General features: G+C 70.7%; 17 protein-coding genes. 8 read left to right on the top strand and 9 right to left on the bottom strand.

All coding sequences use genetic code 11. The annotated features are described in order from the left end of the window. Nucleotides 1-318 precede the first annotated feature (318 nt). The 4 genes from OHA30_RS20375 to OHA30_RS20360 form a co-directional block, all read right to left on the bottom strand. Nucleotides 319-3225 (bottom strand): helix-turn-helix transcriptional regulator, encoded by a 2907-nt coding sequence (locus OHA30_RS20375; RefSeq protein ID WP_328915299.1) that lies wholly within the window; start codon nt 3223-3225, stop codon nt 319-321. A 318-nt stretch (nt 3226-3543) separates the two neighbouring features. Further along, nucleotides 3544-5718 carry a M4 family metallopeptidase gene (locus OHA30_RS20370; protein WP_328915298.1) on the bottom strand — a complete coding sequence of 725 codons (2175 nt, stop codon included), beginning with the start codon at nt 5716-5718 and terminating at the stop codon, nt 3544-3546. Between the two features lie 395 nt (nt 5719-6113). Continuing rightward, nucleotides 6114-7079 (bottom strand): hypothetical protein, encoded by a 966-nt coding sequence (locus OHA30_RS20365; protein WP_328915297.1) that lies wholly within the window; start codon nt 7077-7079, stop codon nt 6114-6116. Between the two features lie 19 nt (nt 7080-7098). Further along, a complete protein-coding gene (locus OHA30_RS20360) occupies nt 7099-7530 on the bottom strand; it encodes a hypothetical protein (RefSeq protein WP_328915296.1) in 432 nt (143 codons plus the stop codon). A 184-nt stretch (nt 7531-7714) separates the two neighbouring features. On the opposite strand from OHA30_RS20360, the gene OHA30_RS20355 reads away from it, so the two are divergent. Further along, complete coding sequence (locus OHA30_RS20355) at nt 7715-11053, top strand: CHAT domain-containing tetratricopeptide repeat protein (protein ID WP_328915295.1); 3339 nt, start codon at nt 7715-7717, stop codon at nt 11051-11053. Between the two features lie 154 nt (nt 11054-11207). Here OHA30_RS20355 and OHA30_RS20350 read toward each other — a convergent pair whose 3' ends face one another. Beyond that, the gene (locus OHA30_RS20350) at nt 11208-12983 is read right to left on the bottom strand and encodes an RCC1 domain-containing protein (protein ID WP_328915294.1); all 1776 of its coding nucleotides are present in this window, start codon (nt 12981-12983) and stop codon (nt 11208-11210) included. Nucleotides 12984-13544: 561 nt separating this feature from the next. Between OHA30_RS20350 and OHA30_RS20345 the strand changes: the two genes are divergently transcribed. The 4 genes from OHA30_RS20345 to OHA30_RS20330 all read left to right on the top strand — a co-directional run bounded on the left by OHA30_RS20345 (nt 13545) and on the right by OHA30_RS20330 (nt 19959). Further along, nucleotides 13545-14342: an aminoglycoside phosphotransferase gene (locus OHA30_RS20345; RefSeq protein ID WP_328915293.1), complete on the top strand. Its 798-nt coding sequence runs from the start codon at nt 13545-13547 to the stop codon at nt 14340-14342. Nucleotides 14343-14632: 290 nt separating this feature from the next. Further along, nucleotides 14633-15526, top strand: coding sequence for a hypothetical protein (locus OHA30_RS20340; RefSeq protein WP_328915292.1), 894 nt, complete (start codon nt 14633-14635; stop codon nt 15524-15526). Between the two features lie 1011 nt (nt 15527-16537). Further along, nucleotides 16538-18772 carry an MMPL family transporter gene (locus OHA30_RS20335; RefSeq protein WP_328915291.1) on the top strand — a complete coding sequence of 745 codons (2235 nt, stop codon included), beginning with the start codon at nt 16538-16540 and terminating at the stop codon, nt 18770-18772. Between the two features lie 404 nt (nt 18773-19176). After that, entirely contained in the window at nt 19177-19959 is a 783-nt protein-coding gene (locus OHA30_RS20330) for a transmembrane-type terpene cyclase (protein ID WP_328915290.1), read from the top strand. Nucleotides 19960-20076: 117 nt separating this feature from the next. Here OHA30_RS20330 and OHA30_RS20325 read toward each other — a convergent pair whose 3' ends face one another. From OHA30_RS20325 to OHA30_RS20310, 4 genes are read right to left on the bottom strand one after another with little or no spacing between them, the layout of a single operon-like run. Beyond that, entirely contained in the window at nt 20077-20379 is a 303-nt protein-coding gene (locus OHA30_RS20325) for a hypothetical protein (protein ID WP_328915289.1), read from the bottom strand. Between the two features lie 41 nt (nt 20380-20420). Then, nucleotides 20421-22838, bottom strand: a complete 2418-nt coding sequence (locus OHA30_RS20320) for an ATP-binding protein (RefSeq protein WP_328915288.1) — start codon at nt 22836-22838, stop codon at nt 20421-20423. Between the two features lie 3 nt (nt 22839-22841). Beyond that, on the bottom strand, nt 22842-23474 hold the full coding sequence (locus OHA30_RS20315; protein ID WP_328915287.1) for a DUF6879 family protein: 633 nt from the start codon (nt 23472-23474) through the stop codon (nt 22842-22844). Next, on the bottom strand, nt 23467-23736 hold the full coding sequence (locus OHA30_RS20310) for a hypothetical protein (RefSeq protein WP_328915286.1): 270 nt from the start codon (nt 23734-23736) through the stop codon (nt 23467-23469). The genes OHA30_RS20315 and OHA30_RS20310 overlap by 8 nt, the downstream gene beginning before the upstream one ends. A gap of 442 nt (nt 23737-24178) precedes the next feature. Here OHA30_RS20310 and OHA30_RS20305 point away from each other — a divergent pair, with 442 nt between their 5' ends. The 3 genes from OHA30_RS20305 (at nt 24179) to OHA30_RS20295 (ending at nt 26374) form a co-directional block, all read left to right on the top strand. Beyond that, on the top strand, nt 24179-25411 hold the full coding sequence (locus tag OHA30_RS20305) for a helix-turn-helix domain-containing protein (RefSeq protein ID WP_328915285.1): 1233 nt from the start codon (nt 24179-24181) through the stop codon (nt 25409-25411). A gap of 95 nt (nt 25412-25506) precedes the next feature. Further along, nucleotides 25507-25995 carry an ATP-binding protein gene (locus tag OHA30_RS20300; protein WP_328915284.1) on the top strand — a complete coding sequence of 163 codons (489 nt, stop codon included), beginning with the start codon at nt 25507-25509 and terminating at the stop codon, nt 25993-25995. Nucleotides 25996-26179: 184 nt separating this feature from the next. Beyond that, nucleotides 26180-26374: a hypothetical protein gene (locus OHA30_RS20295; protein ID WP_328915283.1), complete on the top strand. Its 195-nt coding sequence runs from the start codon at nt 26180-26182 to the stop codon at nt 26372-26374. Nucleotides 26375-26499: the final 125 nt, after the last annotated feature.

The following is a 26499-nucleotide window of genomic DNA, read 5'->3' as shown; positions in this document are numbered from 1 at the left end:
CAATTGCCGCCGCAGCGGCCGGAAGCGAGACGTAGCCAGCCCGGCGGTACCAAACCCGCCCAGGAAACCCAGATGCCGACCCGAGACCGCCACACACGGCACCCCGGCCCGGAGGGCGACTGGCACCGCCGGGCAGGTCGAATCCGCGTCCCGCCGTCGCGCCGGGGATGCGGCGGGCGCCAGCCCACAGACCGTGCCCCCGGCAGGGGCTCCCGAGAGGCAACCGGGTTGCCAATTGCCGCCGCGGCGGCGGGAAGCGGGGCGGGGCGGCTCGGCGGTGCCGAACCGGCCGGAGGGGGGCCGTTCCGGCGCGGAGCGTCAGGGGCGCGTGAGGATGATGCGGGTGATGTCCACGCGGGACTTCGCGCCGAGTTTGCGGTACGCGCGGGTCAGCGCCGCCTCGACCGTCTTCACGCTGACCACCAGGCCCGCCGCGATCTCGCGGTTCGTCGCGCCCTGAGCGACGCGGACCACGACGCTGCGCTCGGTCGTCGTGAGCCGCTCCGACCACGGACCCTCCGCGGCCGGCCGCACGGCCCCCGTCTCCGCCCGGTCCCGTTCGGCCCGCGCCACCGAGACCATCGCCTTGGCGCCCGCCCTGGTGAAGATCCGCAGCGCCTCGGCGAAGGCCGCGCGGGAGGACTCCTCGTCCCCGAGGCGGCGGTGCACCCGCCCGAGCGCCAGCCGCGTACGGGCCTCCTCCAGCGGGTAGCGCACCGCGCCGAGCCGCGCGGCGGCGTCGTCGAGTCCGGCGGCCGCCAGGTCGAGTTCGCCCCGGGCCTCGTGGACCAGCGCGGCCGCCCGGTCCAGGGTGGCCAGGACGCCGACCCGCCCCAGGTGCTCGGCCTGGCAGCGGGCCCGCGCGAGCACCGCCTCCGCCTCGTCAGGCGCGCCGCTGCGCGCCAGCGCCTCGGCGAGGTCCGCGTGCCAGCGCCGGGTCGCCGGGTCCCGCTGGCCCTGGGCGGTCTCCATCTCCCCCGTCCGCCGCAGGAGTTGGGCCGCCTGCGCGCTCTGATCGCCGAACAGCCGGATCCGCGCCTCGGCGTGCAGGGCCCTCGGCAGGAACAGCCGGTCGTCGTCGTCCTCGCTGTGCCGCCGGGCCGCCTCGGCCGCCGCCAACGCCTGGCCCAGGCTGCCGCCCTCGGTCTCGGCGAGCGCCACCGTGTACCAGGCCGGCCCCTGGCTCAGCCCCGCCTGTTCGGCGATCCGCAGGCTCTGCCGGGCGACGGTCAGCGCCTGCCGGCAGCGGCCGCGCTGGATCTCGACCTGCGCGAGGCCGATCAGACACTGGCTCAGGCTCTCGGCCGAACCGCGCTGCCGCAGCCGGTACACCAGGGAGCGCAGCTCGGTCCTGGCCTCGTCCAGCCGGTCGTGCGCCAGATGGAAGCGGTGCTTGAGGTAGATCGGCCCGTTGTGGTCGGTCATCACCCGGGCATCGTGCGGCGCGGCCAGCGCGAGCGCGAGGGTGGCCTCCGCCTCGGGCAGGCCGAGGAAGAGTTCGAGCGCCGACCGCTGGGTCAGCGCCAGGAGTTCGGTGCGCCGGTCACCCGCGCGCCGGGCGAGATCGGCGGACCGTACGGCGTAGTCGTGCGCGCGGGCCGCCGAGCCGCCGACCATCCACTCGCGCCAGCTCATCCGGTAGTGGAGCTGGGCCAGCAGCCCGGGATCGCCGCCCGCGTCCCGTACGGCCTCCGGGAGCACGTCCGCGATCTCGGCCATGGCCTGGCCGCAGGAGTCGATGACGACGTTCCAGGCGCGTACCCGGGTGGCCGGGTCCGCGAGGTCGCCGAGCACTTCGTGGGCGAGCCGCCGGGCGAAGGCGAAGTCCCCGGCGGCCACCGCGTCCTCCGCCGCCGTGAGCCGCCGCTCGATGTCGACGGTCCGCTCGGCCGCCGGGGTGTGCTCGGCGGCCAGGCGCCCGAGCCGCGCCGCGGTCCCCGGCGCACCGCGGCGCCGCGCGGCCGTGGCGGCGTCGGCGAGCCGGCCGGCGATCTCCGCGTCCGGGCCCGCGGTGAGCAGGGCGAGATGGCGTACGCGCTCGACCGGGTCGTCGGTCGCCGCGGCCAGGGCGCGGTGCGCGCCCACCCTGGCGTCGTGCGTGGCCTCGGCCTGGAGCACGGCCGTGGTCAGCGGGTCGAGGAAGCGGATGACGCCCTGCGCCGGCGACTCCAGGAAGCCCCGCCGTACGCACAGGTCGACATCGGCCGAGGCGTCGCGGCAGCCGGCCCGGTACAGCAGTTCCACGGTGGGGCCCGTGGCGGCGCTCGCGGTGAGCAGGGTGCGGCGGGCGCCCGCCGGTAGGGCGTCGAGCCGGGCCCGGATCGGACCGCGCAGGCTCTCCGGGACCGGCAACGGCTCGGTGGGGTCGGGCAGTTCGCCCCCGGCCGCCTGGACCCGTTCGCCGAGCCCCCGGCTGAGGGCCAGCACCGTACGGGGGTTGCCGCCGCCCGCCAGGTGCAGCCGGGAGAGCAGCGGACGCGGCCAGGCGGGTTCGTCGTGGGCGTCGAGCATTTCGGCGACCTCGTGGACGGTCATGGGCGGCACCGGCACTCTGCGCACCGGGCGCGGACACATCGCCTCGGCCTCGAAGGCGCCCAGGTGCGCGGGGCCTTCCGGTGAACGGCCGCCGGGGTCGGCCGAGTCGTACGGCGAGGCTCCCTCGCACCGGGCGACCAGTACGGCCGGGCCGTCCCCGGCGGCGCGTCCGGCGACGAACGCCAGCGCCTGGGCCGTCGGTGTGTCGAGCCACTGCGCGTCGTCGACGACCAGCAGCACCGGGCCGGTCCTGGCCAGGTGGGTCAGGACGCCGCGGACGGCGATCCGCAGGATGAGCTGGTCGCGGCCGCCGTCCCCGCCGCTGCCCGCGGGCAGCGGCGAGCGCAGCAACGCCCCTTCCAGCAGGGCGCGTTCATGGTCGCCGAGCGTGCGGAAGGTCTCCTCGCCGACGTCGGCGAGCAGGTCGATGAGGCCGAGGTACGGGCTGTGGCGTTCCGAGGGCGACGGCGAGCAGCGCAGGACCCGGTGGCCGAGGGCGGCGTGCTCCCGTGCCACCTCGGAGAGCAGCGTGGTCCTGCCGATGCCCGCGGGCCCGGTGACCAGGACCCCGCCGCCGTCCGCGAGGCGTGTCCCGACGGCGTCGACCAGCGCGTTCCGTGCGGCGGCAGGTCTGCGTCCGGCCCGCGGACCCACCCGGGTCCTCACCGATGGAACGCTCGGCTCGGTCATCGCAAGCCCTCCGGACGCAGCCTCGTTCACCTACCGACGTGGATCATGAACTGGTCACTCCTCGTGCGGCGCCGAATGTAGGACTGTCCTGTGCGCGGGTCAACACCCGCGCGCGGAGCCCCTGGTGGGCCTGCCGGACAGGCAGACGACCGAGCCGGCGGTGGGGAGATCGCCGGCTCGGTCGGGTCGTGGTGTGCGGTCTGGGATGGACGGTCCGAGGTACCCGGAAGGGGATGGACCGGTGGGCGGCGCGGTCGCACCGCCCACCGGGTCACCGGGTCACCGGGTCGTCAGGTCACGGGCTCGTCAGGCACCGGTTCAGCAGGCGCCCTTGTCCGTCCAGACCGCCCAGGAGGCCGGGGCGTCCGGCGTGGCACCGGTGGAGTACCAGGTGGAGAGCCACTTGTGGCCGCTGTACGAGACCTGGTCGCCCGGTACGTAGGCGGTGGTCGCGCTCCAGGCCGGCAGGTTGCCGCAGCCCTGCGGCGGGTTGCCGCCTCCGGTGACGGTCCAGGTGAAGGTCGCGGAGCCGGTGGCGTTGTCCGTGTTCTTCGCCGTGACGGTCACCGAGGAGGTGCCGGCCGTGGTCGGGGTGCCCGAGATCAGGCCGCTGGTGGCGTTGACGGACAGCCCGGCCGGAAGTCCGGTCGCGCTGTAGCCGAGCGTCTTGCCCCCGGGGTCGGACGCCTGGATCTGGAGGCTGACCGCGGTGCCGACGGTGCTGTTCTGATTGCCGGGGCTGGTGACCGACGGGCTGCCGGGCTGGCTGTTGCAGGTCCCGGGTACGGGGTCGGAGCCGGTGACGCTCACCGCCGCCCAGGCGGCGTTGATGGTGTTGTACTCGGTGCAGTGCGCGCCGTAGAGGTCGGCGGCGGCCTTCAGCGAGTCGATCCGGGCCTGGGCGTAGTTCTCCCGGCTGTTGGCGTAGGAGGCCAGCGCCTTGTACCAGATCTTGCCGGCCTTGTCGTTGCCGATGCCGGTGACCGTGCTGTTGTTGCAGGTCGGGCTGTTGCCGTAACCGTGGTTGCCGCTGCCGACGGCGGCGAGGAAGAACCAGTGGTTGAGCGGGCCCATCGAGTAGTGCGGGTCCAGGCTGCCGTTGCCGCTGGTGTAGCAGTCGGGCGAGTGGCCGTCGAGCGAGGGCTGGTACATCCAGCGCAGCGGCTGGTTGTTGCCGTTGATGTTGATCAGCTCGCCCATGGTGTAGTCGGGCGTGTCCACGGGGTTGTTGGCGTAGAACTCGACCAGCGTGCCGAAGATGTCGCTGGTGCCCTCGTTCATGCCGCCGGTCTCGCCGGTCTCGTCCCAGCCGGTGAGCGCGCCGCTGACGCCGTGGCTCATCTCGTGCCCGGCGACGTCGAGTTCGACCAGCGGGCGGGCGTTGCCCTGGCCGTCGCCGTACGTCATCTGGCTGCCGTCCCAGAAGGCGTTCACATACGCGTTGCCGTAGTGGGTGCGGGACGGGACGCCCTGGCCGTTGCCGAAGATGCCGTTGCGGCCCTGGACGTTCTTGTAGTAGTCGAAGGTCTCCGCGGCGCCGTAGTGGGCGTCGACCCCGGCGGAGGAGGCGTCGCTGTTGGTGCCGTTGCCGAAGCGCCCGGTGGAGCTGGTGAAGACGCTGCCGGTGCCGCTGGTCGCGTGGTTGAGGTTGGTGGTGTAGCCGTTGCCGTGCGACGGGTCCTGCATCGTGTAGCCGCTGCCGGACTGCGAGACGTCGATGGAGACCTGGCCGCTGTAGATCGACTGGCCGGTGGCCGCGACGTTGGGGGTGACGGCGCCTTGCGGAGCGGCGGAGAGCGGGCCGCTCACGGGGTGGACGTCACCGGGTGCCGCGAAGGTGTCGATCTCGTCGCTGGTGCTGACGACGCTTCCCGTACGGGCGTCCACCTGTACGTGCAGCCGGCTCGGGGTCTGGTCGGCGCGCGTACCGCTGACGACCGTCTCCCAGACCAGGGCGGCGCTGCTGCCGCTCATCCGCACGGCGAGGGAGGGGGTGGAGACCGCGTCGACGCGGCCCTGGAAGGCGCCCTTCGACACGGCGGCGGCCCGGGCCGAGGTCAGCCGGGGGGTGGTGGAGACCTCGCCGGTCGTCCTGGCGCCGGTGGCCAGCGAGTCGAACGTCCCGTCCTTCTTCAGGTGCACGACGACGTCGCCGCCGTAGGTGGGCAGGCCCTTGTACGTGCGGTCGAAGCGGACGTCGGCCGAACCGTCCCGGTCGACCACCAGGTTCCGGACGGTGAAGGCGTCGCCGCCGGTCTTGTGCGCGGCGCTCGCGTGGGCGGACAGCGCCTTGCGCGCGTTGTCGGTGACGCGACTGCGGACGGCGGCCGAGGGGTCGGCCGTGAAGGGGGCCGCCGAGAAGGCCGTGTGACCGGCCGGCTGGGGCCGCGAGTGCGGCGCGGGAGCCGCCGTCGCCGCGGGTAGGGCGACGGCGGCGGCGGTCACGCAGGCCAGCGTGACCGTCGAGAGTCTCGCGATTGTTCGTATGCGCATGGGACCGGGGTTTCCTTTCACCTCATGCATGGGGGGACCGCAGAATCGCGTCGCGGTACGGGAGACCTCGGACGGGTGCGGTCTCGTACCGGCGGACACCGCTCGCGGGTGGAGCGGCGCCGCCGCATGAGTGTGGGGAACGCGGGATGGCGGCAGGGAGGCACTGGGTCAACGCGTAGGGGTATCCCTATACGGGCCTGTGGGCGCGGCACTTGGGCTTTCGGCCGGTCCGCGTCCGCCTGACCAGGTCGGATGTCGGCGCTGCGGTGTAGACCTGTCCCAGTGGTCTACACCGCGGAGACGGCCGGTCCGGCGGGCTCGCGGTCGCGGTCTCGCGGCCGACCGCATGGCGACGCCCCGGCCACCGGCGGGTGGGCGGGCCGGCCGGGGTGGCGTCAGTGGGTGCCGGGTGGCGGGGGCTGGGTGTGGAGGTGGTGGGTGAGGGTGTCGCCGAGTGCGGTGGTGGGGGCGCCGGTGTGGGGGATGCCGAGCTGGGTGGCGAGGGTGACGACGTGCAGGCGGGTGGTGGCTTCGAGGAGTTGGGCGTAGGTGTCGGTGGTGGTGCGGACGCGCCGCCGGCCGGTGAGGGCGATGGCGACGGACAGGGGGAGGGCGGGCCACCACCACAGGGTGAGGGGGAGGTAGAGCAGGGCCCAGGCGGTGAGGGTGGTGGCTTTGGTGAGGGCGGTGCGGGCGGTGGTCACGTCGTCGCGGGCGGGTTCGGGCAGGGTGGTCCACAGGTAGGGCCAGACGATCGGCAGGTGGAGGTGCAGGTCGCGGTCCAGGCGCACGGTGACGGCGTGGAGGCGGTCGCCACTCCAGGTCGGCCGGTCGGGTTGCTCCAGGCTGATACGGGACCACTTCCGGTAATCGGCGTGGCGCGCGTCGCGGGCGGCGCTGAGTTCGGCCTCGGTCTGCGGAGGTTGAGTACGGTCGCGGGCGCGGGCCTCAGCAGCGGTGAGGAGTTGGTGGTAGGCGGTGTGGGCCTCGGTCCACGTCTGCCGGCGCCGGTCGGTCCGCTGCTCGGCGAGGGTGCGCAGGGGGTGCGGCCAGGTTCGCCAGTCGGGGGCGAGGGTGAGGCGTTCCACCGCGGAGGCGAGGGCTTGGGCGGCCAGGCCGGCGGCTGCGGCGCCGGCGAGGGCGGCGGACAGGAGGACGATCTGTCCGCCGGTGGTGTTCGCGGTGGGGTTCTTCGTCTGGTGGGTGACGGCGGTGGTGAGCCGGTGCAGGTCCAGTGCGTGTGTCCAGCCCAGGGTGTGGGCGGTGGCGGCCGCGGCGAGATAGAAGGCTCCGGGAAGGACGAGCAGGGTGAGCCAGCGTTCGGCGAGTTTGCCGGTGAGTCCGGACCAGAACCCGTTCACCTGGCAGGCCGAGGTGCGGTCACAGGATGGTCCTTTCCAGTTCCCGGCCGGTGATCGCGCAGGTCAGGGGGAACACGGTGGACTGATCGGGGTGCCGTCCCGCGCAACTGCCCATCGGACACAGGTAGAGCGCCTCGAACGGGGAGCCGCCGGGGATGCCGGGGATGCCGGGCAGATGAAAGCCCCGCCCGGCGGACGCCTGCCACACGCCCAGCGGGTCTCCCGCGGCCTGGACCACGCGGTGGAGTTCCTGGAGGAGGTCGCGCAGTTCGCCGTGGCCGGGGCGCCGAGCGGCAGTGACAGCGGTGGTGAGGGCGCGCAGCTCGGGCGGGTCGCCTCCGCCGACCTGACCCGGAGTCAGAAGGCGGCGCAGATAGTCCAGCCGCCGGCACACATAGGCCAGCGCCTCGTCGGTGCCGTCGTCGGACTGGTCGGTGGCTGCGCCCGCCATGGTCCCCCCATGTGTGCTTCGCGGCGTCGGTGTCGCGCTGGACCCTGGTGATGACCCGCCGAGCGGCGCGCCGGTCAGATCAGGTCAGCGAGCAGTGGCGACGATATCGGCAGAACACACCCCGCACCCGAAGAAGCCGGTAATAACCTCAACACACCGGAAAGACAAAGGGGTTGGGGGACAGGTGGCTGAGCGCGATGTACTCCTGGCAGCGATGGTGGCACGCCTGCGGTACGCCCAGGACAGCCAGGATTTCTCCCCGCTGCTGGAACGGGCCGCTGTGGCCGAGGCGGAACACCTTGCCCGGCTCCTTGACGACCAGGACAGCGAAGCCCGGTACTACCTGGGCTGGCTGCACTGGTACCGCTACCGCTCACTGCCCCGATTCCGAGGCCGCAAGGATCTCAGAACCGCACGGGCCATGCTCACCTACTGCTTCGTCCATGGCTTTCCCGATGAAGCGCTGCCCGATCCCCTGCTTCCCACTCTCGCCGGCGGCGCCGTCTCCACCGCCATCGCCATGCTTCACCGAACGCTCAACTCAGCCGAACCCGCCGTCATCACCGCCACCGTTCATCTGTGGCAACGCATCCTGACCCACACCCCCGCCGGCCACCCCAACCGCGCCATGTACCTCAACAACCTGGGGGGCGCGCTACAGGCGCGGTTCGAAGGGTCCGGCACCCTGACCGACCTCGACGAAGCCATCACCGCCGGCCGCCAAGCCGTCGAAACCACCCCCACCAAACACCGCGACCGGGCCATGTACCTCAACAACCTGGGGGGCAAGCTGTGGGCCCGGTTCGAAAGATCCGGCGCGCTGACCGACCTCGACGAGGCCATCACCGCCGGCCGCCAAGCCGTGAAGGCCACCTCCACCAGACACCCCCACTACGCCGGATACCTCAGCAACCTGGGCAACATACTGCGGACCCGGTCCGAGAGGTCCGGCGCCCTGACCGACCTCGACGAGGCCATCACCGTCGTCCGCCAAGCCGTCGAAGCCACCCCCACCGACCACCCCAACCGCGCCGGACGTCTCAACAACCTGGGGATCGCGCTGCGGGCCCGGTTCGAAAGATCCGGCGCCCTGACCGACCTCGACGAAGCCATCACCGCCGGTCGCCAAGCCGTCGAAGCCGCCCACACCGACGACCGCGACCAGGCCATGTACGTCACCAACCTGGGGATCGCGCTGCGGGCCCGGTTCGAAAGGTCCGGCGCCCTGGCCGACCTCGACGAGGCCATCACCGTCGTCCGCCAGGCCGTGAAGACCACCCCCACCCAACACCGCCATCGCGCCGCTTACCTCAGCAACCTGGGCAACGCGCTGCGGACCCGGTTCGAAAGATCCGGTGCCGTGGCCGACCTCAACGAGGCCATCACCGCCGGCCGCCAAGCCGTCGAAACCACCCCCACCGAACACCCCAACCACACCGCCTACCTCAGCAACCTGGGGATCTCGCTGCGGACCCGGTTCGAAAGTTCCGGCGTCCTGACCGACCTCGACGAGGCCATCACCGTCGTCCGCCAGGCCGTGAAGATCACCCCCACCGACCACCCCGACCGGGGCATGTACCTCAGCAACCTGGGCAACGCGCTGCGGGCCCGGTTCGAAAGCTCCGGCGCCCTGACCGACCTCAACGAGGCCATCACCATCGGCCGCCAAGCCGTCGAAACCACCCCCACCGACCACCCCAATCACGCGGGCTACCTCAGTAACCTGGGGATCTCGCTGCGGACCCGGTTCGAAAGGTTCGGCACCACGGCCGACCTCAACGAGGCCGTGCGGGTGCGGGCGGCGGCCGCGGAGGTGGATTCGGCCGCGCCGCTGCTGCGTGTCCAGGAGGGGCGTGCCGCGGGTGTTCTGCTGGCCGGGTCGGATCCGGGGCGTGCCGCACGGTTGTTGGAGAGTGCGGTGCGGTTGCTGCCGGAGGTGGCGCCACGAGGGCTGGACCGGCGGGATCAGCAGGAACTGCTGGGCGGGTTGGCGGGGCTGGCCGGGGACGCGGCGGCGCTGGTGCTGGCCGACCGGTCCGTTCCGGAGGCCGAACGGGCGTCCAGAGCACTGGGGTTGCTGGAGTCGGGGCGGGGGTTGCTGCTGGCGCAGGTGATGGAGGTCCGGGGTGATCTGACGGACCTGCGTGCTCTGCGTCCGGATCTGGCGCAACGGTTCACCGAGCTGCGCGACCTGCTCGACCAGCCACCATCCGGCTCGACGTGGTTCGCCACAGCCAACGCCGGGCCGGGTTCCGTTCAGGACCGGGAGACACAGGACCGGCGGAGAGTGGCAGCTGAGCTGCGCAAACTGCTGGAGGAAATTCGCCTCCTGGAGGGGTTCACCTCCTTCGCGCTCCCGCCGACGGTGAAGGACCTGCTCAGGCAGGCAGGGCAGGGACCGGTGGTGACGTTCAACGTCAACGGATTCCGCAGCGACGCCCTGCTCCTCACCGAACAGGGCATCACGGCCGTGCCGCTTCGCGGTCTGACACCCGACGGGGTCATCGCCCGTATCAACGCCTTCCACCGGGCCCTGGCCGACAGCGGCGACCCCGATCCCGAAGCCGACCGGGCCGCCGCGCAGCAGCAGGTCCGCGACATCCTGGCCTGGCTGTGGGACACCGCCGTCGGCCCGGTCCTGGACGCCCTCGGCTTCAACGAGTCCCCCGCCGACGGGCAGGAGTGGCCGCACGTGTGGTGGGCGCCCGGCGGACTGCTCAGCCTCCTGCCCCTGCACGCCGCCGGCCACCACACCTCCCCCGGCGACCCGGGCCACCGAGCCCGGACGGCCCTGGACCGGGTCGTCTCCTCCTACACCCCCACCATCGCCGCCCTCGGCTACGCCCGGCAGCACACCGCACCGCCACCCGCCCGGGCCCGGACACTCATCGTCGCGATGCCCACCACTCCCGGCCTGCCACGCCAAGGCCGACTGTCGGCAGTGACCCGCGAAGCCGCCCGACTCCAGGCCCGGCTGCCCCGCCCGGTCCTGCTCACGGAACCCGACGCCGACACCGGCAGCACCGGGACGGAGGATCGGATCCCGACAAGAGCAACGGTCTTCGCCCACCTCGCCGAGGCCACGATCGCGCACTTCGCCTGCCACGGCGCCAGCCATCCCACCGACCCCTCCCAGAGCCTGCTGCTCCTGCACGACTGGGAGCAGGACCCGCTCAGCGTCGCCAGCCTCGCCCCGGTCAACCTCGACCACGCCCGCCTGGCCTACCTGTCGGCCTGCTCCACCACCCTCGCCCTCAACCAGCAGTTGCTCGACGAGTCGATCCACCTGACGGCCGCATTCCAGCTCGCCGGATTCCCCCACGTCATCGGCACCCTCTGGGAGATCGACGACTCACACGCCGCCGACATCGCCGACACCTTCTACACCCGCCTCACCGACAGCGAGAAGAACGTCGACACCGACCGGGCCGCACACGCGCTGCACAGCACCATCCGCGCCCAGCGCGATCAACTGCCCCTCACCCCCTCGCTGTGGGCCGCCCACGTGCACGCCGGCACCTGACACCCCCTGCGGCCCGCACACCGCGGAGACGGCCGGTCCGGCGGGCTCGCGGTCGCGGTCTCGCGGGGGCGGCACGGCGATGCCCCGGCCACCGGGCGGTGGGCGAGGCATCGTCGGGGCGGGCCGGTTGGGGCGGGCCGGTTGGGGCCGGGCGCTACTTCTTCTTGATCGCGGTGGTCACCGCGGAGTGGGCGGTGGCGTGTCCGTCCGTGTTGGTGGCGGTGACGTTGACGCGCAGCCGCTTGCCGACGTCGGCCGCCGCGAGACGGTAGGTGGTGTGGATGGCGCCGTGGATCGAGGCGCAGCCCGTTCCCCTGGAGTTGCAGCGCTGCCACTGGTAGGCGTAGTGGATCGGGGTGACGCCGGTCCAGGTGCCGGCGTGCGCGGTGAGCAGCTTGCCCTTGGCCTTGGTGCCCGTGACGGTCGGGGCCTTGGTCTTCACCGGGGGCGCCTTCTTGACCACGGCGGTGACCTTGGAGGCGACCGGTCCCGCCGTCCCGCCGATGTTGTCGGCGTAGACGCGGACGCGGACACGGCTGCCGATGTCCTTGTGCGTGAGGCGGTAGGTGGTCGAGGTCGCCCCGGAGAGGTTCACGCACGACGACGAGTCGGCGGTGCAGCGCTGCCACTGGTAGGCGTAACTGATCGGCCCCTTGCCGGTCCAGGTGCCGCGGGCGGCGGTCAGCACGCGGCCGTTGGCCGCGGTGCCGCTCACGGTGGGCAGCGCGTGGTCGACCGGCTTGAGGGCCTGGACCGCCACGGTGTGGACCCCACCGACGGCCACCTGGGTGATCCCGCCGGCGGAAACGGCCACGGGGGTCGTGCTGTCGGTCGTGGTGCCGTCGCCCAACTCCCCGTACCCGTTGTAACCCCAGGCCCACGCGGAGCCGTCCGACCGGACGGCCGCGTCGTGGGAGTAGCCGGTCGAGACCTGCACCACGCCGGACAGCCCGGTCACCCGGACCGGAGTGGTGCGGCTGGTGTTGGTGCCGTCGCCCAGCTCCCCGAACTGGTTGTCGCCCCAGGTCCACACAGTGCCGTCCGACCGCACGGCCGCGCTGCTGAGGTAGCCGGCGGAGACCGATACCGCCTTCGACAGCCCGGTCACCCGGGCCGGAGTGGCGTGGTTGGTGTTGGTGCCGTCGCCCAACTGCCCGTACCCGTTGTATCCCCAGCCCCACACGGAGCCGTCCGACCGCAAGGCGAGGGTGAACCAGGCACCCGCCGCCACCTCGACCACGCCCGTGAGCCCCGGCACCTGCACCGGGGTGCTGCGCTTGGTGGTGGTGCCGTCGCCCAGCTCCCCGAACTGGTTGTCGCCCCAGGTCCACACGGTCCCGTCCGACCGCAGGGCCACGGTGTGCACGGTGTTCACCGAAACCTGCTTGACCTGGGCCAGGTTGAGCACCTGTACCGGCTCGCTCCGGTCGGTGGTGGTGCCGTCGCCCAACTGCCCGTACTGGTTGTAACCCCAGGTCCACAGGGTGCCGTCCGACCGCACGGCCGCGGTGTCGGAACTCCCGGCCGCCACCTGCACGAACTTCCCGGTCAGTCCGCTCACTGGCGCCGGAGTGGGCCGGTCGGTCTTGGTCCCGTCGCCCAACTGGCCGTTCCCGTTGGCGCCCCAGGTCCGGACCTCGCCGTTCCACAGCAGCGCGGCAGTGTGGTAATTGCCCGCGGCCACCTGGGTCACTCCGCCCCCCGGCATCACCGCCACAGGTGCGCTGCGGCTGATGTTGGTGCTGTCGCCCAGCTCCCCGTAATTGTTGTAACCCCAGGCCAGCCCTCTCGAGTCGGTGGCCGTGGCAGCCGTGGCGGCCTGGGCGGTCGACGGTACGGCGGCCAGGGCGGCGGTCGCCGCAAGGGCCACTGATACGACCGGCGCGAGCAGCCGGGAGAACGTACGGCGGCCATCGCTCGCGGCGGCCATGGGTCTCTCTGCCTGTGGTCCCTGATGCATGTCCCCACCCCTTCACTCGCCGGCCCCCGGAAGGGGACCGGAACAGTCAGCTGTCCGCTGTGCATCGGAGGACGAGGACCGCGCGGAGTCGGTTCCGCTTTCCCGGCGGGCGCGGGATCGACACAAGTCCCTCACGGATGGCGGCCGTTCGGACCTGCGCCGATATACGGAACGCGTAGCCCGAACGGTCCACCGCGCGCGCCCGAACAACCGCCCATGTCGCAGACGACGTACGGCCGCCAGGCGCCCAACGCCGCCCCGGGCCCGGCACCGACGAACCACCGCGGGACGTCGGCCGTAACGGGCTCCGCTTGCGTAACTGTGGTCGTGGTTACGGGCGCTGCCGCGGCGGCGGCTTCGGCACCGACCCATCCGGACAGATCGCACTGTCCGAATATCACTACTTTTCAATTCACGTGTTCCCGATCATGCTCTTCGCGTGAAAACCGAAATCCGCCTGCCTGGGGCGTCCCGCTGACCGGCACCGGACGCGGTGACACCGCTGAAGCCGACCGCCGCTTCCGGGTCTGGATGCGCGGGAATCTGGATCGCGCGGCCGCCCATTTCGTCCTCGCGGTCGCAGCCGAGCCCGTCTTCGGCTGGCGCGACCGTTCCGTCGGCGCGCCTGCGGACGGCCCTCATGGCCGTCGCTGGCTACGCGTCGTCTCCGAGCAACCGCAGTGGGCGCGGGGGCCCGGCTGGACGGGCAACACCGACGCGAACGTCCTCCTCGGCCTGCCCAAGCCACGGGTGCTCGCCACGCACGAATGGGCCGAGGGCGAGTGGCGCCACCAGCGTGCCGAGGTCATGACCTTCATGCCCGGAACACCCGTCTCACCCAGCGATGCCGCTCCGCCGGGCCTCGGCCAAGACCTTTCCCCCGCCTGGTGGACGGGCCTGCGGAACGCTCTGGCCCGACTGGCCCCCACCGTCACCGACCGGGTGAACGCCGATCAGGCCAAGGTCGACCGCCGCGTCGAGGCGGCCTTCGGCACCGGTGTCCGCGTCCGCGTCCGGCGATGGGAGACCGTTCACGGGGACCTCCACTGGGCCAACCTGCTCAACCCGCTGGGCATCCTGGACTGGGAACTGTGGGGACGCGGGCCCGTCGGCACCGACGCCGCCACGCTGTACTGCTACAGCCTCACCGCCCCGGCGCTGGCCCAGAAGGTCCGCGACACCTTCCCCGTGCTGGACACCCCGGACGGCCGTCTCGCGCAACTGCACGTCGCCGCACGTCTCCTGCATCGGATCGGCCTGGGGGACCACCCCCAACTTGCCGCGCCCCTTGGCCGACTGGTGAACGGGCTTCTGGGCGCGGGTCGGTGACCGTCACGACTCGCGCGGAGCGTGACTGGCTGCGGGCTGCCGGGGGCTACGCCGGGGTGCCGTGGTCCGCGTCCCGGTCGGGCGCGAGGTCCTTTAAAGGAACGGGAAAGAACCCCACCCGACCAAAACCCGGGTGAGCCAAGGGCGCTGTCGCTCGATCGGGTGATGAAACGTCCGTATATCGGAGCGGTGCGGTACGTTCGGCCGCAGCAACCGCACATACGACGGCCCCCGGTGGGACTGGCATCCACGCCGAGGGCCTGACCGTTCAGGAAGAAATCCGCTTCCCAATGGCTGACACGCATTCTAACGCGGGCCTGTCCGCGTACCCGCTCCCCGAAGGCGCGCCCCGCGCCGGGGTGATCCACGTACGGCACCCGCACACCGACCGTTTCACCGTGGTCGGCAACCATCTGGCCCAGCACCCGGACCTGTCCGCCGTGGCGATCGGGCTCGCCGTGCACATCCTGTCGCTGCCGGACGGGGCATCGGTCACCGTCAAGGCGCTGACGCTGCGCTTCCGCGAAGGCGAGACGACGGTCCGGCGGGCGCTGAACGAGCTGGTGGCGGCCGGCTATCTGGAGCGGCGCCGGGTCCCACTGGGCGGCGGCCGGTTCGCCACCCGCACGTTCGCGTACGACCGGCCCGGCCATGGGACCACTGACCCGCCGCCGGACCGTCCCGCAGGGCCCGGCGGCGGGCGCGCACGGCCCACGAACGCCCCGGCGGCTCCCGTACCCCTGCGGCGGAGGACGCCCACCGCGTCCGCGAGGCCGGCCACGACACTCGCGCACTCCCACCCCGTGCCCGTAAGCGGCCCCGCCGCCGACATCCTCGCCCGGTTACGTCTCGCCGACCCGCGACTGCTGCTGTCCGCACGCGATGTGCTCGCCCTCGCCCCGGCCGTCGACACCTGGCTGGCCCGCGCGGCCACTCCCGCGCAGATCGTCCGCACCCTGACCGCGAACCTGCCACCGCAGCAGGTACCGATCCACCACCCCGCCCGCTTCCTGGAGTACCGCCTCACCACCCACCTCCCACCACCGCTCCCGGCCACGCCGAGAGCCATGGCCGCCGACCGCCCACCGCCCCTGATCACCTGCGACGGCTGCGACCGCGCGATCCGCTCCCACGACCCCACCGCCCACTGCGCCGACTGCCGCACCGGCGACCGGGCCGGGTGACGGCGGCGTCGTCCCTCCGGGGGGCTGGTAGCGGTCTGTTCGAGTTGGGGAGAAACCGCTCCGGGACCAGTTCGGTGCGGGCACAATGTCGCTTGCCGTGGCGCAGATCCGGCCGATGCCCCAGGTGGCCCGGTGACTGCCGGCCGGGTTCGAGCGGCTTAAGCGCGCCTAAAGCGAGGAAGCGCCAGACTGCCGACGGCCGCGTTTCGCAGATGGTAAGGGCCCAATGGGGTCCGGCGAGTCGTCCGGTCGCGGTCACCACACCAGGACTGCCACGAGGGGGACGAAACGTGAGACCACTGCGCCGGGCCCCCCAGCGGACGAGGACGGTCCTGATCACCGGAGCCGGACCGGGAGCCGGAGCCGGACCGAGCCTGAGCGAGGGCGTGCGCGGCCGACGCCGCGGTCTGATCGCCTCGCCGGAGGTTGGGCGTCCAGTGGTCGTCGATCCGTCGTGAGTACGTGGGGAAGTTCGGGGGATCTGGACACGCCGGTTGTTACGGCGGGCAGGTGGGCCGGGACCGCCCAATCGGTCGCGGCCGGGCCGGTCACCGCCGTCAAGAGGTTTCGCGCCCGGCGTCGACCTGCATTACCCGTGGGCGGCCGAGGTGTGCCCGCCGGGCCTGGCCACTCGTCCCGGTCAGCGGTACGCCGACCGCCTTGCCGCCGCCTTGCCGACCAGTCGCACGGCCTCACAGGCATCGCTGGAACCGACCCGGCCGGTCGCCGCGCCGAGTGCGACGTTCCGGCCCGCGGTGATCGCTGCGGCGCTGCGCGGCCCCCGTGCGTCCACGCTTTCGAGAAGCACTCCTACGGGGCCTGTGGCCGAACCGGAGATGTACGTCATTCCCGGGGCGGGCCACTCACTCAATGTCCATCGCAGTGCTTCGGCTTGGTTTTCACCAGCACGCATGTGATCGGCGTATCAAGCAATGAGCTGTGCGATACAGCCGGGGCCGCGCGGAAGAGGCTGGCCGCCAGGGCCGCCGCCGACAGAAGGAACGGAAAACGATGTTGAATAGGCTGGCAAATTCAGTCCTGGCCAAGCCCAAACGGATCCTGCTGGTCACCCTGCTTGTGGTCCTGTGTGCCGGGAGCGTCGCAGGGGGCCTGACGTCCCGGCTGACGATGGGCGGTTACGAGAGCAGCAGCACTCAGTCGGCGAAGGCCGCCACCGTTTTGCAGGACACCTTCAAGCAGGGCGAGCCCAATCTGACGCTGCTGGTCACCGACCCGCGGGGGATCGACGACCCTGCCGTAGCGGAGGCCGGGCAGGCTCTGACCCAGCAGCTGGCAGGTGAGAAGGACGTCACCAACGTGGTGTCCTACTGGAGTTCGGGCAAGGCCACGGCCCTACGGGGCACCGCGGGCAAGCAGGCGCTCGTCCTCGCGCGGATCAACGGAGACTTCAACCACGTCGTCGACCGGGCCGACCAGCTCCGCAAGTCGTACACCGGCAAGGTCCAGGGCCTTCACGTGGAGCTCGGCGGTAACGCGCTGATGTGGAAGGAGAACACCAGCCAGGCCACCAAGGACTCGACGAAGGCGGAATCCATCGTCTTCCCCGTGGTCATGATCGTGCTCGTGCTCATCTTCGGCAGCCTCGTCGCGGCAGCGTTCCCGCTGGCGGTGGCCTTCGCCACCATGCTGTTGGTGATGGGCCTGCTGTGGGCGCTGACCTTCTTCATGGAAGCGTCCAACTTCGTCAGCAATGTCACCACGTTCCTCGGTCTCGGCCTCGCCATCGACTACAGCCTGCTGTTCATGACCCGATACCGCGAAGAGCGGGGGCTGGGTGCCGAACTGCCCGAGGCCATCCGGACGACCATACGTACCGTGGGGCGGACGGTGATCTTCTCCGCGACCACCCTGGCCGTGTCGTTCGCCGCGCTGCTGGCCCTGCCGTTCACCATGTTCAGGTCGCTCGCGGTGGGAGCTCTGCTGACCGCTCTGGCGGCGGCCGCCGGCACGCTGATCATCGTGCCGTCGCTGCTTGTCTGGGCCGGCCCGCGGGTCGAGAAGTTCCGGCTCGTCCGCCGCCGGGCCCGTCCGGTACAGGACGGGGAGGGCTTCTGGCACCGGCTCGCCGTCTTCGTCATGCGCAGGCCCGTCCCGGTACTGCTCGTGGTCCTCGCCTTCCTCACGCTGCTGGGTTCGCCGGTCTTCGGCATGAAGCTACGGCTGCCGGACGAGCAGGTGCTGCCCAAGTCGGCCCAGTCGGCCACCGTGTTGCAGGAGATCCACAAGGGGTTCAACACCCAGGAGCAGCAGGCCATCCAGGTCGTGGCGACCGGCATCGGGTCGCCGTCCTCCCGTACCGCTGACATCGACGCGTACGCCCAGAGGCTCTCCGGGATACCCGGAGTCGCCCGCGTCGACGCGCTGACCGGCAGCTATGCCCGAAGTGTGCTGGTGGCGCCGCCGACGGCCGGGTCGCAGCAGTTCGCCGCGGCCGACGCCACGTATCTGTCAGTGGTGCCGTCGGTGGACGGGTACTCCCAGCAGGGCAAGGCACTGGTCGGGCGGCTGCACGCCGCGAAGGCGCCCTTCAAGGTGATCCTCGGAGGCGCACCCGCCGTCTCCGTCGATACCTTCCGCATCCTGGCCGACCGTCTTCCGATCTCGCTGGCCATCCTGGTCATCGGAAGCTTCATCCTGCTCTTCCTGCTGACGGGGAGTGTCCTCCTGCCGCTGAAGGCGATCGTGCTCAGCACGCTGAGCCTGGCCGCGACCTTCGGCGCCCTCGTCTTCATCTTCCAGAACGGCCATCTCCAGTGGCTCGTGGGCGGCTTCATCGTGACGGGGGCGATCACCTGGACGGTCCCGGTGCTGGTCTTCGCCATCTCGTTCGGTCTGTCCATGGACTACGAGGTCTTCATGCTGTCCCGGATCAAGGAGGAGTACGACCGGACCGGGAACAATGAGCAGGCGGTCGCGGTCGGCCTGGAACGGGTCGGCAAGGTGGTGACCTACGCGGCCCTGCTGCTCTCCATCGTCTTCGTGGCTCTGGCCACGTCGAGCATCAGCTACTTGAAGGCCATCGGCATCGGTCTTCCGCTGGCCGTTCTCATGGATGCCACCCTGATCCGCGGCGCGATGCTCCCGGCGCTCATGCGGTTGATGGGACGCGCCAACTGGTGGGCGCCCGGTCCGCTCCGACGGTTCCACCAGCGGTTCGGCATCAGCGAGGAGCCGGCCGTGCGGGCGGCACCGGCCGACGAGCCGGCACTCGAGTCCCAGGGGTAGGCCGGCTCCGTACAGCTGTGATTTCCCCGGCCGGGGCGGCTCCCGCCCCGGCCTCTGCCGAGAGGGGGGATCGAACTGGAGGGCATCCTGCTGGACCGCTTGGAGCGGGCCTCGGAGGTGACCGTACTCGGTGTCCCCGGACAACTGCCCGTACCCGTCCTGTGCATGCGCGAGAACCAGCTCGACCCGGCGGAGTGGCAACGGGCCGTCAAGGGGCTGCCGGAACTGGCCGCACCGCACCTCGTCCCTTGGGAGGAGTCCCTTGGGAGGAGGTGCCTCGCACCGCCACTTGGAAGGTGCGTCGGCTCGAACTGCGGGAGCAGGTTCTGGGTTCCCAGGAGGTCATCGGCACCGGCCGTTGGACCTGACGATACCTACCGAGAGGAGAGAAGGGCGATGCCAAGATGGACGGACTCGTACTGATCCACCTGATGGGACATCCACCGGTGTCCCTGAAGGCCCACACCCTGGCGTCCTGGGCCTACTGGCCCCTGGAAGTCGTCCAGGGGATTGCCTGGAGCTACACCTACGCGGCGCTGATCAGACGCGGTGCCCTCGACAAGTACCTCGGGATGCCGCTCATCGCGATGGTGCTCAACCTCGCGTGGGAGTTCACCTACGCCTTCGTGCTGCCCACCCCGCCTGCCCAGAAGGCGGTGAACGTGGTGTGGGTGGCGCTCGACGTCATCATCCTCTATCAGGCGCTCAAGTACGGGCGGAAGGACTACTCGTGGGTGCCTGCGCGAGTCTTTCCCTGGGTGGTGGCGGCCCTGCTCGGCTATGCCACGGTCTTCCACATCCTGCTGGGGCGTGAGTTCGCCGACTACTACGGCATCTACGGGGCTCAGGGCATCAACGTCTACATGAGCGGGGCTTACATCGGCCTGCTCCGCAGCAGGGGTTCCTCCGCCGGGCAGTCGATGCATGTGGCGGTCGCCAAGTGCGCCGGGACGTTCAGCGTCACGCTGATGTTCCTCGCGATGTTCCCCGGACGGTGGCTGCTGCTCTTCTTCGGCCTGACGGTCTTCGTGCTGGACCTTGGGTACTGCACGCTGCTTTACCGGCGGATCAAGGCCGAGGGCGCGAACCCGTGGACGGGATCCTGGCGACGCCCCGCCGGAACGACAGCGGACCTGCCCGAGGCGGCGCTCCAGGGGACGGACCTGACGAAGAGCGCTGCCGGCTGATCCCGATGTCGCGGCGGTCGGCGCGGGGATCGCCGGCCTGGCGGCCGTGCGATCTCTACGACCAGTGCGGCGTTGTGCAGCTGATGCACGCCCGGCTGGTTGACCTCGTACTCCTCGCTATGGAGGCGGAACCGCATCGGCTCGCCGTCGATGAGCTCCGGCTCCACCACCTCCGGCCTGGGCGGAGACGATCGCCACCTGGGCGTTCGTGGCGAACTCTCCCAGCACCTTGGCCACGTCGGTGACGTCCTGGTAGGCGCCGCCGTCCCCGACGTGGTCAAGGTCGACGTTCGTGACGACGGCAGTGTGCGCCCGGCAGTTCAGCAGGCTCTTGTCGGACTCGTCCGCCTCGATCACCAAGGCGCCGCCGAAGCCGGCCGCCGCGTGGACGCCGGGCGTCCGCAGCAGCGCGACGTCCAAGCGCCACAGGGTGGCTGTCTGATTCTCCGCGCGCCCCGGCCTCAGTCCCCGTTCGCGGCCAACCGCCGGGCAATACGGTCGCGGGTCTGTGTGGCTCGGGGGTCGTCGTATTCGGTGAGGTGGGTGAGGGCTTGGGTCCAGTGGTGGTGGGCGGTGGTGGGGTCGGTGGGGTGGAGTGCGGTGGCGAGGCAGTCGAGTTCGAGTGCGTGTTGCCAGGTGTCGCCGAGGTGGTGGTGGGCGGTGGCGGCTTGGCGGTGGAAGTCGGCGGCTTCCTGGGCGCGGTTGAGGTGGAGGTAGGTCTGTCCGGTGCCGCGCCAGGCGAGTGCTTCGCGGCTGTGGTCGCCGAGGCGGCGGTGGAGCATCGCGGACCGCTGGTAGGAGGTCAGTGCGTCGCCGTACTGGCCGGCGGCCTGCTGGGCGTTGCCGAGGGTGATCAGCCAGAAGCCTTCCAGGCGGTGGTTGCGGAGGGCGAGCGCGATGTCGAGCGCTTCGTGCGCACACCGTAGTGCTTCCTCGATCTCGGCCTGCTCCCGGTGGAGTTCGGCGGCGAGAAAGAGGATCTCGCCCTCGCCACTGCGATCGTGGAGGGACCGGTGGGCGGCCAGGGCCTGCTGGATGACGGCGGCGGCTTCGGTGAGGTGGCCGGCGCTCAGGTGTGCGCCTGCGAGGTTGGTCAGGGCGGTCGCGGCCCAGTGTGCACTGCCCAGTTGTCGGAAAAGGTCGAGGGCTTCCACGAAATCGTGTGTGGCGTCGTCAAGTTGTCGAGTGCGCAGGTGTGTGAGGCCGATGAGGTTGAGCGCGTGGGCCTCTTCCAGTCGGTTGCCGGAGGCACGGGAGATCTCCAGTGCCCGGTTGAGGCAGTCAAGGGCGTCGTCGTGACGGTTCGCCCCTCGGTAGCCCATACCGAGGAAGGTGAGGAGAAGAAGCTGAGCGCTCTGCTCACCCGCACGCTCGGCGGCTTCCAGGCCGGTGAGCCCCGAATCGATCCAGTCGGTGACGGGGGCGGAGGGCGGCAGGGCGTTCCACAGGACGGTGGCGAGTTGCCAGGTGAGGTGGTCGAGTCCGGCTGCTGCGGCGGCCCGGACCGCGTGTAGGGCGTTGGTGTGCTCGCGTTCGGTCCAGTCGACGGCGGTGTCGTAGTCGGTGAACGTCAGCGGCCTTGTGTCAGGCCCGGGGTCGGGGAGCGGCAGATGTTCCTCGGCCGGTCTGATCCAGGTCTGGGCGGCGTCGGCGGTGTGGAGGTACCAGTGCAGGGCCCGGCGCAGGGCGGCTTCGCGTTGGTCGGGGGGTTCGTCGTGGTGGGCCTGGTCGGTGGCGTAGGCGCGGAGCAGGTCGTGGAACTGGTAGCGGTCGGGGGCGGTCTGCTCCAGTAGGTGGGCTCCGGTGAGGTTGTCGAGGAGTTGGCGGGTGCGGGTGGGGCTGTGTCCGGTCAGGGCTGAGGCTGCGTGGAGGCTGAAGTCGGGGCCGGGGTGCAGGCCCAGGAGGCGGAAGAGGCGGGCGGTGGGGGCGGGCAGGGCGCGGTAGGACCAGGTGAAGACGGTGCGGACGGCGTCGGCTTCTTCGTCGTCTCCGGTGCTGAGGGTGTCCCAGAGTGCGGATTCGTCGCGCAGGTCGGTGATGAGGTCGTCCAGGCGCAGGTGGGGGTGGGTGGCGGCGCGTTCGGCGGCGATCCGCAGAGCAAGGGGGAGGCGGGCGCACAGCCGGGCGAGTTCGGTCAGCTTGTCCTGGTCGTCCTCGGGCCGGTACCCGGCGGTCACGGCCCGCAGCAGCGCGACGGCCTCGGGTTCGGGGAGGGTGCCCAGGGTGAGGCGGCGGGCTCCGTCGCGTATGGCCAGGCCGGTCAGGCGGCTGCGGCTGGTGACCACGACAAGGCTGTCCCCGGTGCCGGGCAGCAGCGGGCGGACCTGGGCTGCGGTGGCCGCGTTGTCCAGGAGGACCAGCATCCGGCGCCCGGCCAGCAGCGAACGGTACAGCCCCGCGGCGTCGTCCACATCCTGCGGCACCTCGGCGGCCGGTACGCCCAGCGCGCGCAGGAAGCCGCGTAACGCCTGTGCGGGAGTGACGGGCTCGCCCGGGTCGTAGCCGCGCAGGTTCACATACAGCTGCCCGTCGGGGAAACGGTCACTGACCTGATGCGCCCAGCGCAACGCCAGGGAGGTTTTACCCGCACCGGCCGTACCGGCGATCACGTACACCGACAGCACCAGCGCACTGCCGTCCCGGCCCGCCAGCACCGCATCCAGCTCACCCAACTCACCCGACCTGTTGACGAAACCGTGCACATCGGCCGGCAACTGGCGCGGGGTGGGTCCGGGGGCGCCGGGCCGCCCGGAACTGTCCGGCCCGTGGAAGTGGATGTCCCCGGTGACGTTCCCGGCCTGCACTACATCACGCGAGGTCCCCGACAGGTCGTTGGACGAAACCGAAGGGCGGCCGTCACCGTCACGGGGGGTGCTCAACCTTCACTCAGCTCTGCTCAGCACCGGCGGCGGGAGAGGTGCCACCACACGGTCGAAGTACGAGGCCACGTCCTCACCGACCGCGTACAACTCCCTGACGTACGCCACCCACGGGCCGACAACTGCGGGATCGACGTGGCGGATTGCGCCGTCCGGCACCCCGGCGTCGGTGTACAGCACCCGATACAGCGTGCGCTCGCCGACGATCGTCAACTCCGGCAGCAAGGCCGCGGACTCCGCAGCGGCGACGACCGACGAAGGCAGCACACGGATCTTCTCCCCGTACCGCGCGCGCTGCTGAAGCGAGTGCAACTCCCATTGCACATACGGCGTCAGCGGCTCTTCGACCACACGCACCCGGTGGAAGACCGAGCCCCGACGCTCGTCGTCCAGGGCGATGGCCCGCAGGGAATCGTGCCGCTCTTCGAGAAGAAGAAGGGCGTCGTGCCAGTCGCCCCTCCGCAGTGCGTCCCGGCTGGGACTGCCCATCTCCTCGAAGTGCTGGAGCCGTTCGAGCTTCCACGAGTCGCAGTCGCGGACCGCCTCTTCCCGTTCCGCGAAGTCGCTGTTGTAGGCGTCGTTGGTGAGCCGTTCGCCCTGTCCGGCAGGCAGTGCGGGGGCATGGAGGTCAGGCATCCGGGATGTCCGCCTTCGCCGCGCTGAGCATGTTGCCGGGAATGACGACCAGCCGTTCGCCCTCACCCAATGCCACGCCCTCCGGCAAGCCGGCGGCGTATGCGGCAGTGAGATCCCGGCCAATGACGGCGACATCACCGTTGCTGAGCTGCCAGATGTCCGGGCACTGAGTCCTGCCGTCGGAGTTGCCCAGTTCTTCCGCCGACTTGCCCAGCCTGCGTTCGAATAACGCGGCCGGATCGGCTTCCCACGCCTGTGCCATTCCCGCCCCCTGGATCGCTACGGACCGTCGCTCCAACAATACTTGGAGTACCGAACGCCTCCCAGGTCCCCGCACGGCCTTCATACGCCCAGTTGGCGCCGGCCGAGCACGGCCCCTCGGTCGTCTTCGCCCAAGGGAGGCTGGGTTCGTCAGCGCTACAGCGGGCTTTCCACCCACGACGTCGTCTTCAGCGGGCGCGTACAACTCCCTGACGTACGCCACCCGCAGGCCAACAACTGCGGGATGGGTGTGGCGGATCGCGTGGGCTCCCCGCGCCCGCGGGGGTGGTCTCGTAGTCACCCGCCCGGGCGCTGCAACGAGCGCCCGGGGACCGATCCCGTGCCACGCCGACAGGGCAGCCCACTCAAGCCCGCTCAGCCCGCAAGATTCAACTGGGGCTTTCTTCCTTACCGTTGGTACGCTGAGGATGAGGTGATGCGCAATGCCGCTGCCAGAGAACGTCCGGAATTATCGTCGCCGCGCCGGCCTGACCCAGGAAGAACTAGCCGATGCTGCGGGGCATTCGGTCGGCGTCGTACGGAAGATCGAGCAGGGCGGGAGCGCTCGGGTCGAGACCCTGCACGATCTGGCGCGCGCCCTGGGCGTTCCCACCTCCGCCCTCTTTGAGACGGCGGCCCCGGAGCCTGTACGGGCCCGTGAGGGTGACACGGTCCGCCTTGCTGAGCTTCGGAAGGCATTGATGCCGCCTGTAGGGCTGGTGGACATCTTCGTGGAACCGATTCCGGTGGACCTCATCGCGCTTCAACGGCACATTGACGATGCCCACGCCCTTTATCACGTGGACCGGTACGACTCAGTCGCGCGGACCCTGCCCGGCATCTTGCGGGAATCCGAGAGCGCCGTGGCAATCAGCGATCCGGGCAGCAGGACGAGACGGAAGGCTCTTGCCGTACGTGCCGGGGCTCTCCTGGTGACGGGCAAGTATCTGACTCAGGTGCGGCGTTACGATCTCGCCTATCACGCGCTCTCGCGCGGCATCGTGGATGCCAGGGAGGCTGAGCAGACCTTGACGGCCGCCACGGGCGTCGTGGGCCTGAGTTGGCTCCTGCTTCGTCAGGACCGTTTTGACGAAGCCGAAAGCCTGGCGGCTTCCACGGCCGCCGAGATCGAGCCACGCATGTCCCAGGCAACACCCGGGCAACTCGCAGCCTGGGGGGAGCTGTGCCAGCGAGTGGCATCGGCGGCCCTGCGCAACAACCGCCCCGAAGTGGCCAAGGATGCTCGCCGGATGGCTGCCACAGCCGCCAGCGCGCTCGACATGGAGCACGTCAACTTCCGGGAGCACTGGACGACCTTTGGACCGGCAACCGCGGAAGCGAAGGCGATTGAGGACCTTTCGCTGGCCGGGGATGCCCGTGGCGTGCTCCGCCGTGCCGACGACGGACCTGTGAATGCCAGAGCCCTGAAGCGACTTGGCAGGCCAAGTCCGAACAATTGGTTCCGTCATCGCCTCGATGTGGCGAAGGCGCATGCCACTCTTGGCAGTCATCAGGACGCCATTGACGAGCTTGTCGTCATCAAGGCGCAGGCTCCGGAGTGGTTGAGTCACCAGAGGATGGCCGGGTACATCGTCCGCGATGTCCTGTCGAAGAGGAAGCGTACGCTGACTCGTGAAATGCGGGACATGGCGTCCCATCTGGACGTTTCCGGTTAGCTGCAACGAAACGTGATAGCTGGGCAACGCTTGGCCGAGAACTGCATCATTACGTGTCTGGGCTCGCAGATCTGACCGTATGTAACTTCATCGTCATGGCAGGCAACGAACAGCAGGCGCAAACGATTATCGGACCGGTAGTCGAAGAAAGTGCCGGCTTACTTCCGGAATCCAACCCCTTGGGTCAGGTCGTGAAGCGCTGGCCCCAGTCGTCACGATCGGTGGGGCGAGCCCGCGCCTGCCTTTACGACACGTTGCGGGACTGGGGCCTTCTCAGCCTTTCCGGAGCGGCCGCACTTGTGCTCTCCGAGTTGGTGACGAATGCCATCGCGCACGGCAAGGTGGACGGCCGTTACATCGAGACGTGGTTTGTCTGGGACCGCGATGGTGTTCGTATTGAGGTGCACGACGCGGGCGACCAGTGGCCGGAAGTGCGGAATGCTGCCGAGGACGATGAGCGTGGGCGCGGGCTCGCGCTCGTGGACGCGCTGGTTGGGACCGGGGGTTGGGGCGTGAGCAAGCGCGAGGGCGTGGGCAAACGCGTATGGGCGAGGCTGACTTTGGGCCACTGCGGCGGTGAGTAGCCCGCACGTGCATTGGCATGCGGCGGTGGCGACGGGAACAGCCCTCCCCCTGGCGGTGTCCGCGGTTTCTCCGTTGGTGGTGCGGGAGTGGGTGTTCCGGCCGCGGGGTGTGTACGCGGCTACGTTCGACCGGCCCGAGGACGCGTTGTCGTGGCTCGGGGTGACGTTGGAGGGTGTTGCGCCGATGCCGGGGGATCTGTCGCCCGACGACCGGATCGCGTACGCCCGCGAACACCTGGCCCTCCACCCGGCGCAGGCCGATCCCGTGTATTCGGCGAGCGGCTACCTCGTACAGGACCTGGTCGCCTGCCGGGTTGACCACGAGGTGTACCGGAGTTCCTTGTCTGTGCGGGAGAAGAGGTTCGCCCCGCACGGGTGAGGGGGTCTGATTCCGGCTTGACTCTGCGCTCACCGACTGCGAGCGCATTGCGGACAGACCCACATGGTGGGGGCTGCACGTCCGGACGTGCAGCCCCCCCCAGAACACACCACCCCAGACCCCTC

It is taken from the genome of Streptomyces sp. NBC_00223 (assembly GCF_036199905.1).
GTDB lineage: Bacteria > Actinomycetota > Actinomycetes > Streptomycetales > Streptomycetaceae > Actinacidiphila.
This window is presented reverse-complemented; position numbering and strand designations above follow the sequence as displayed.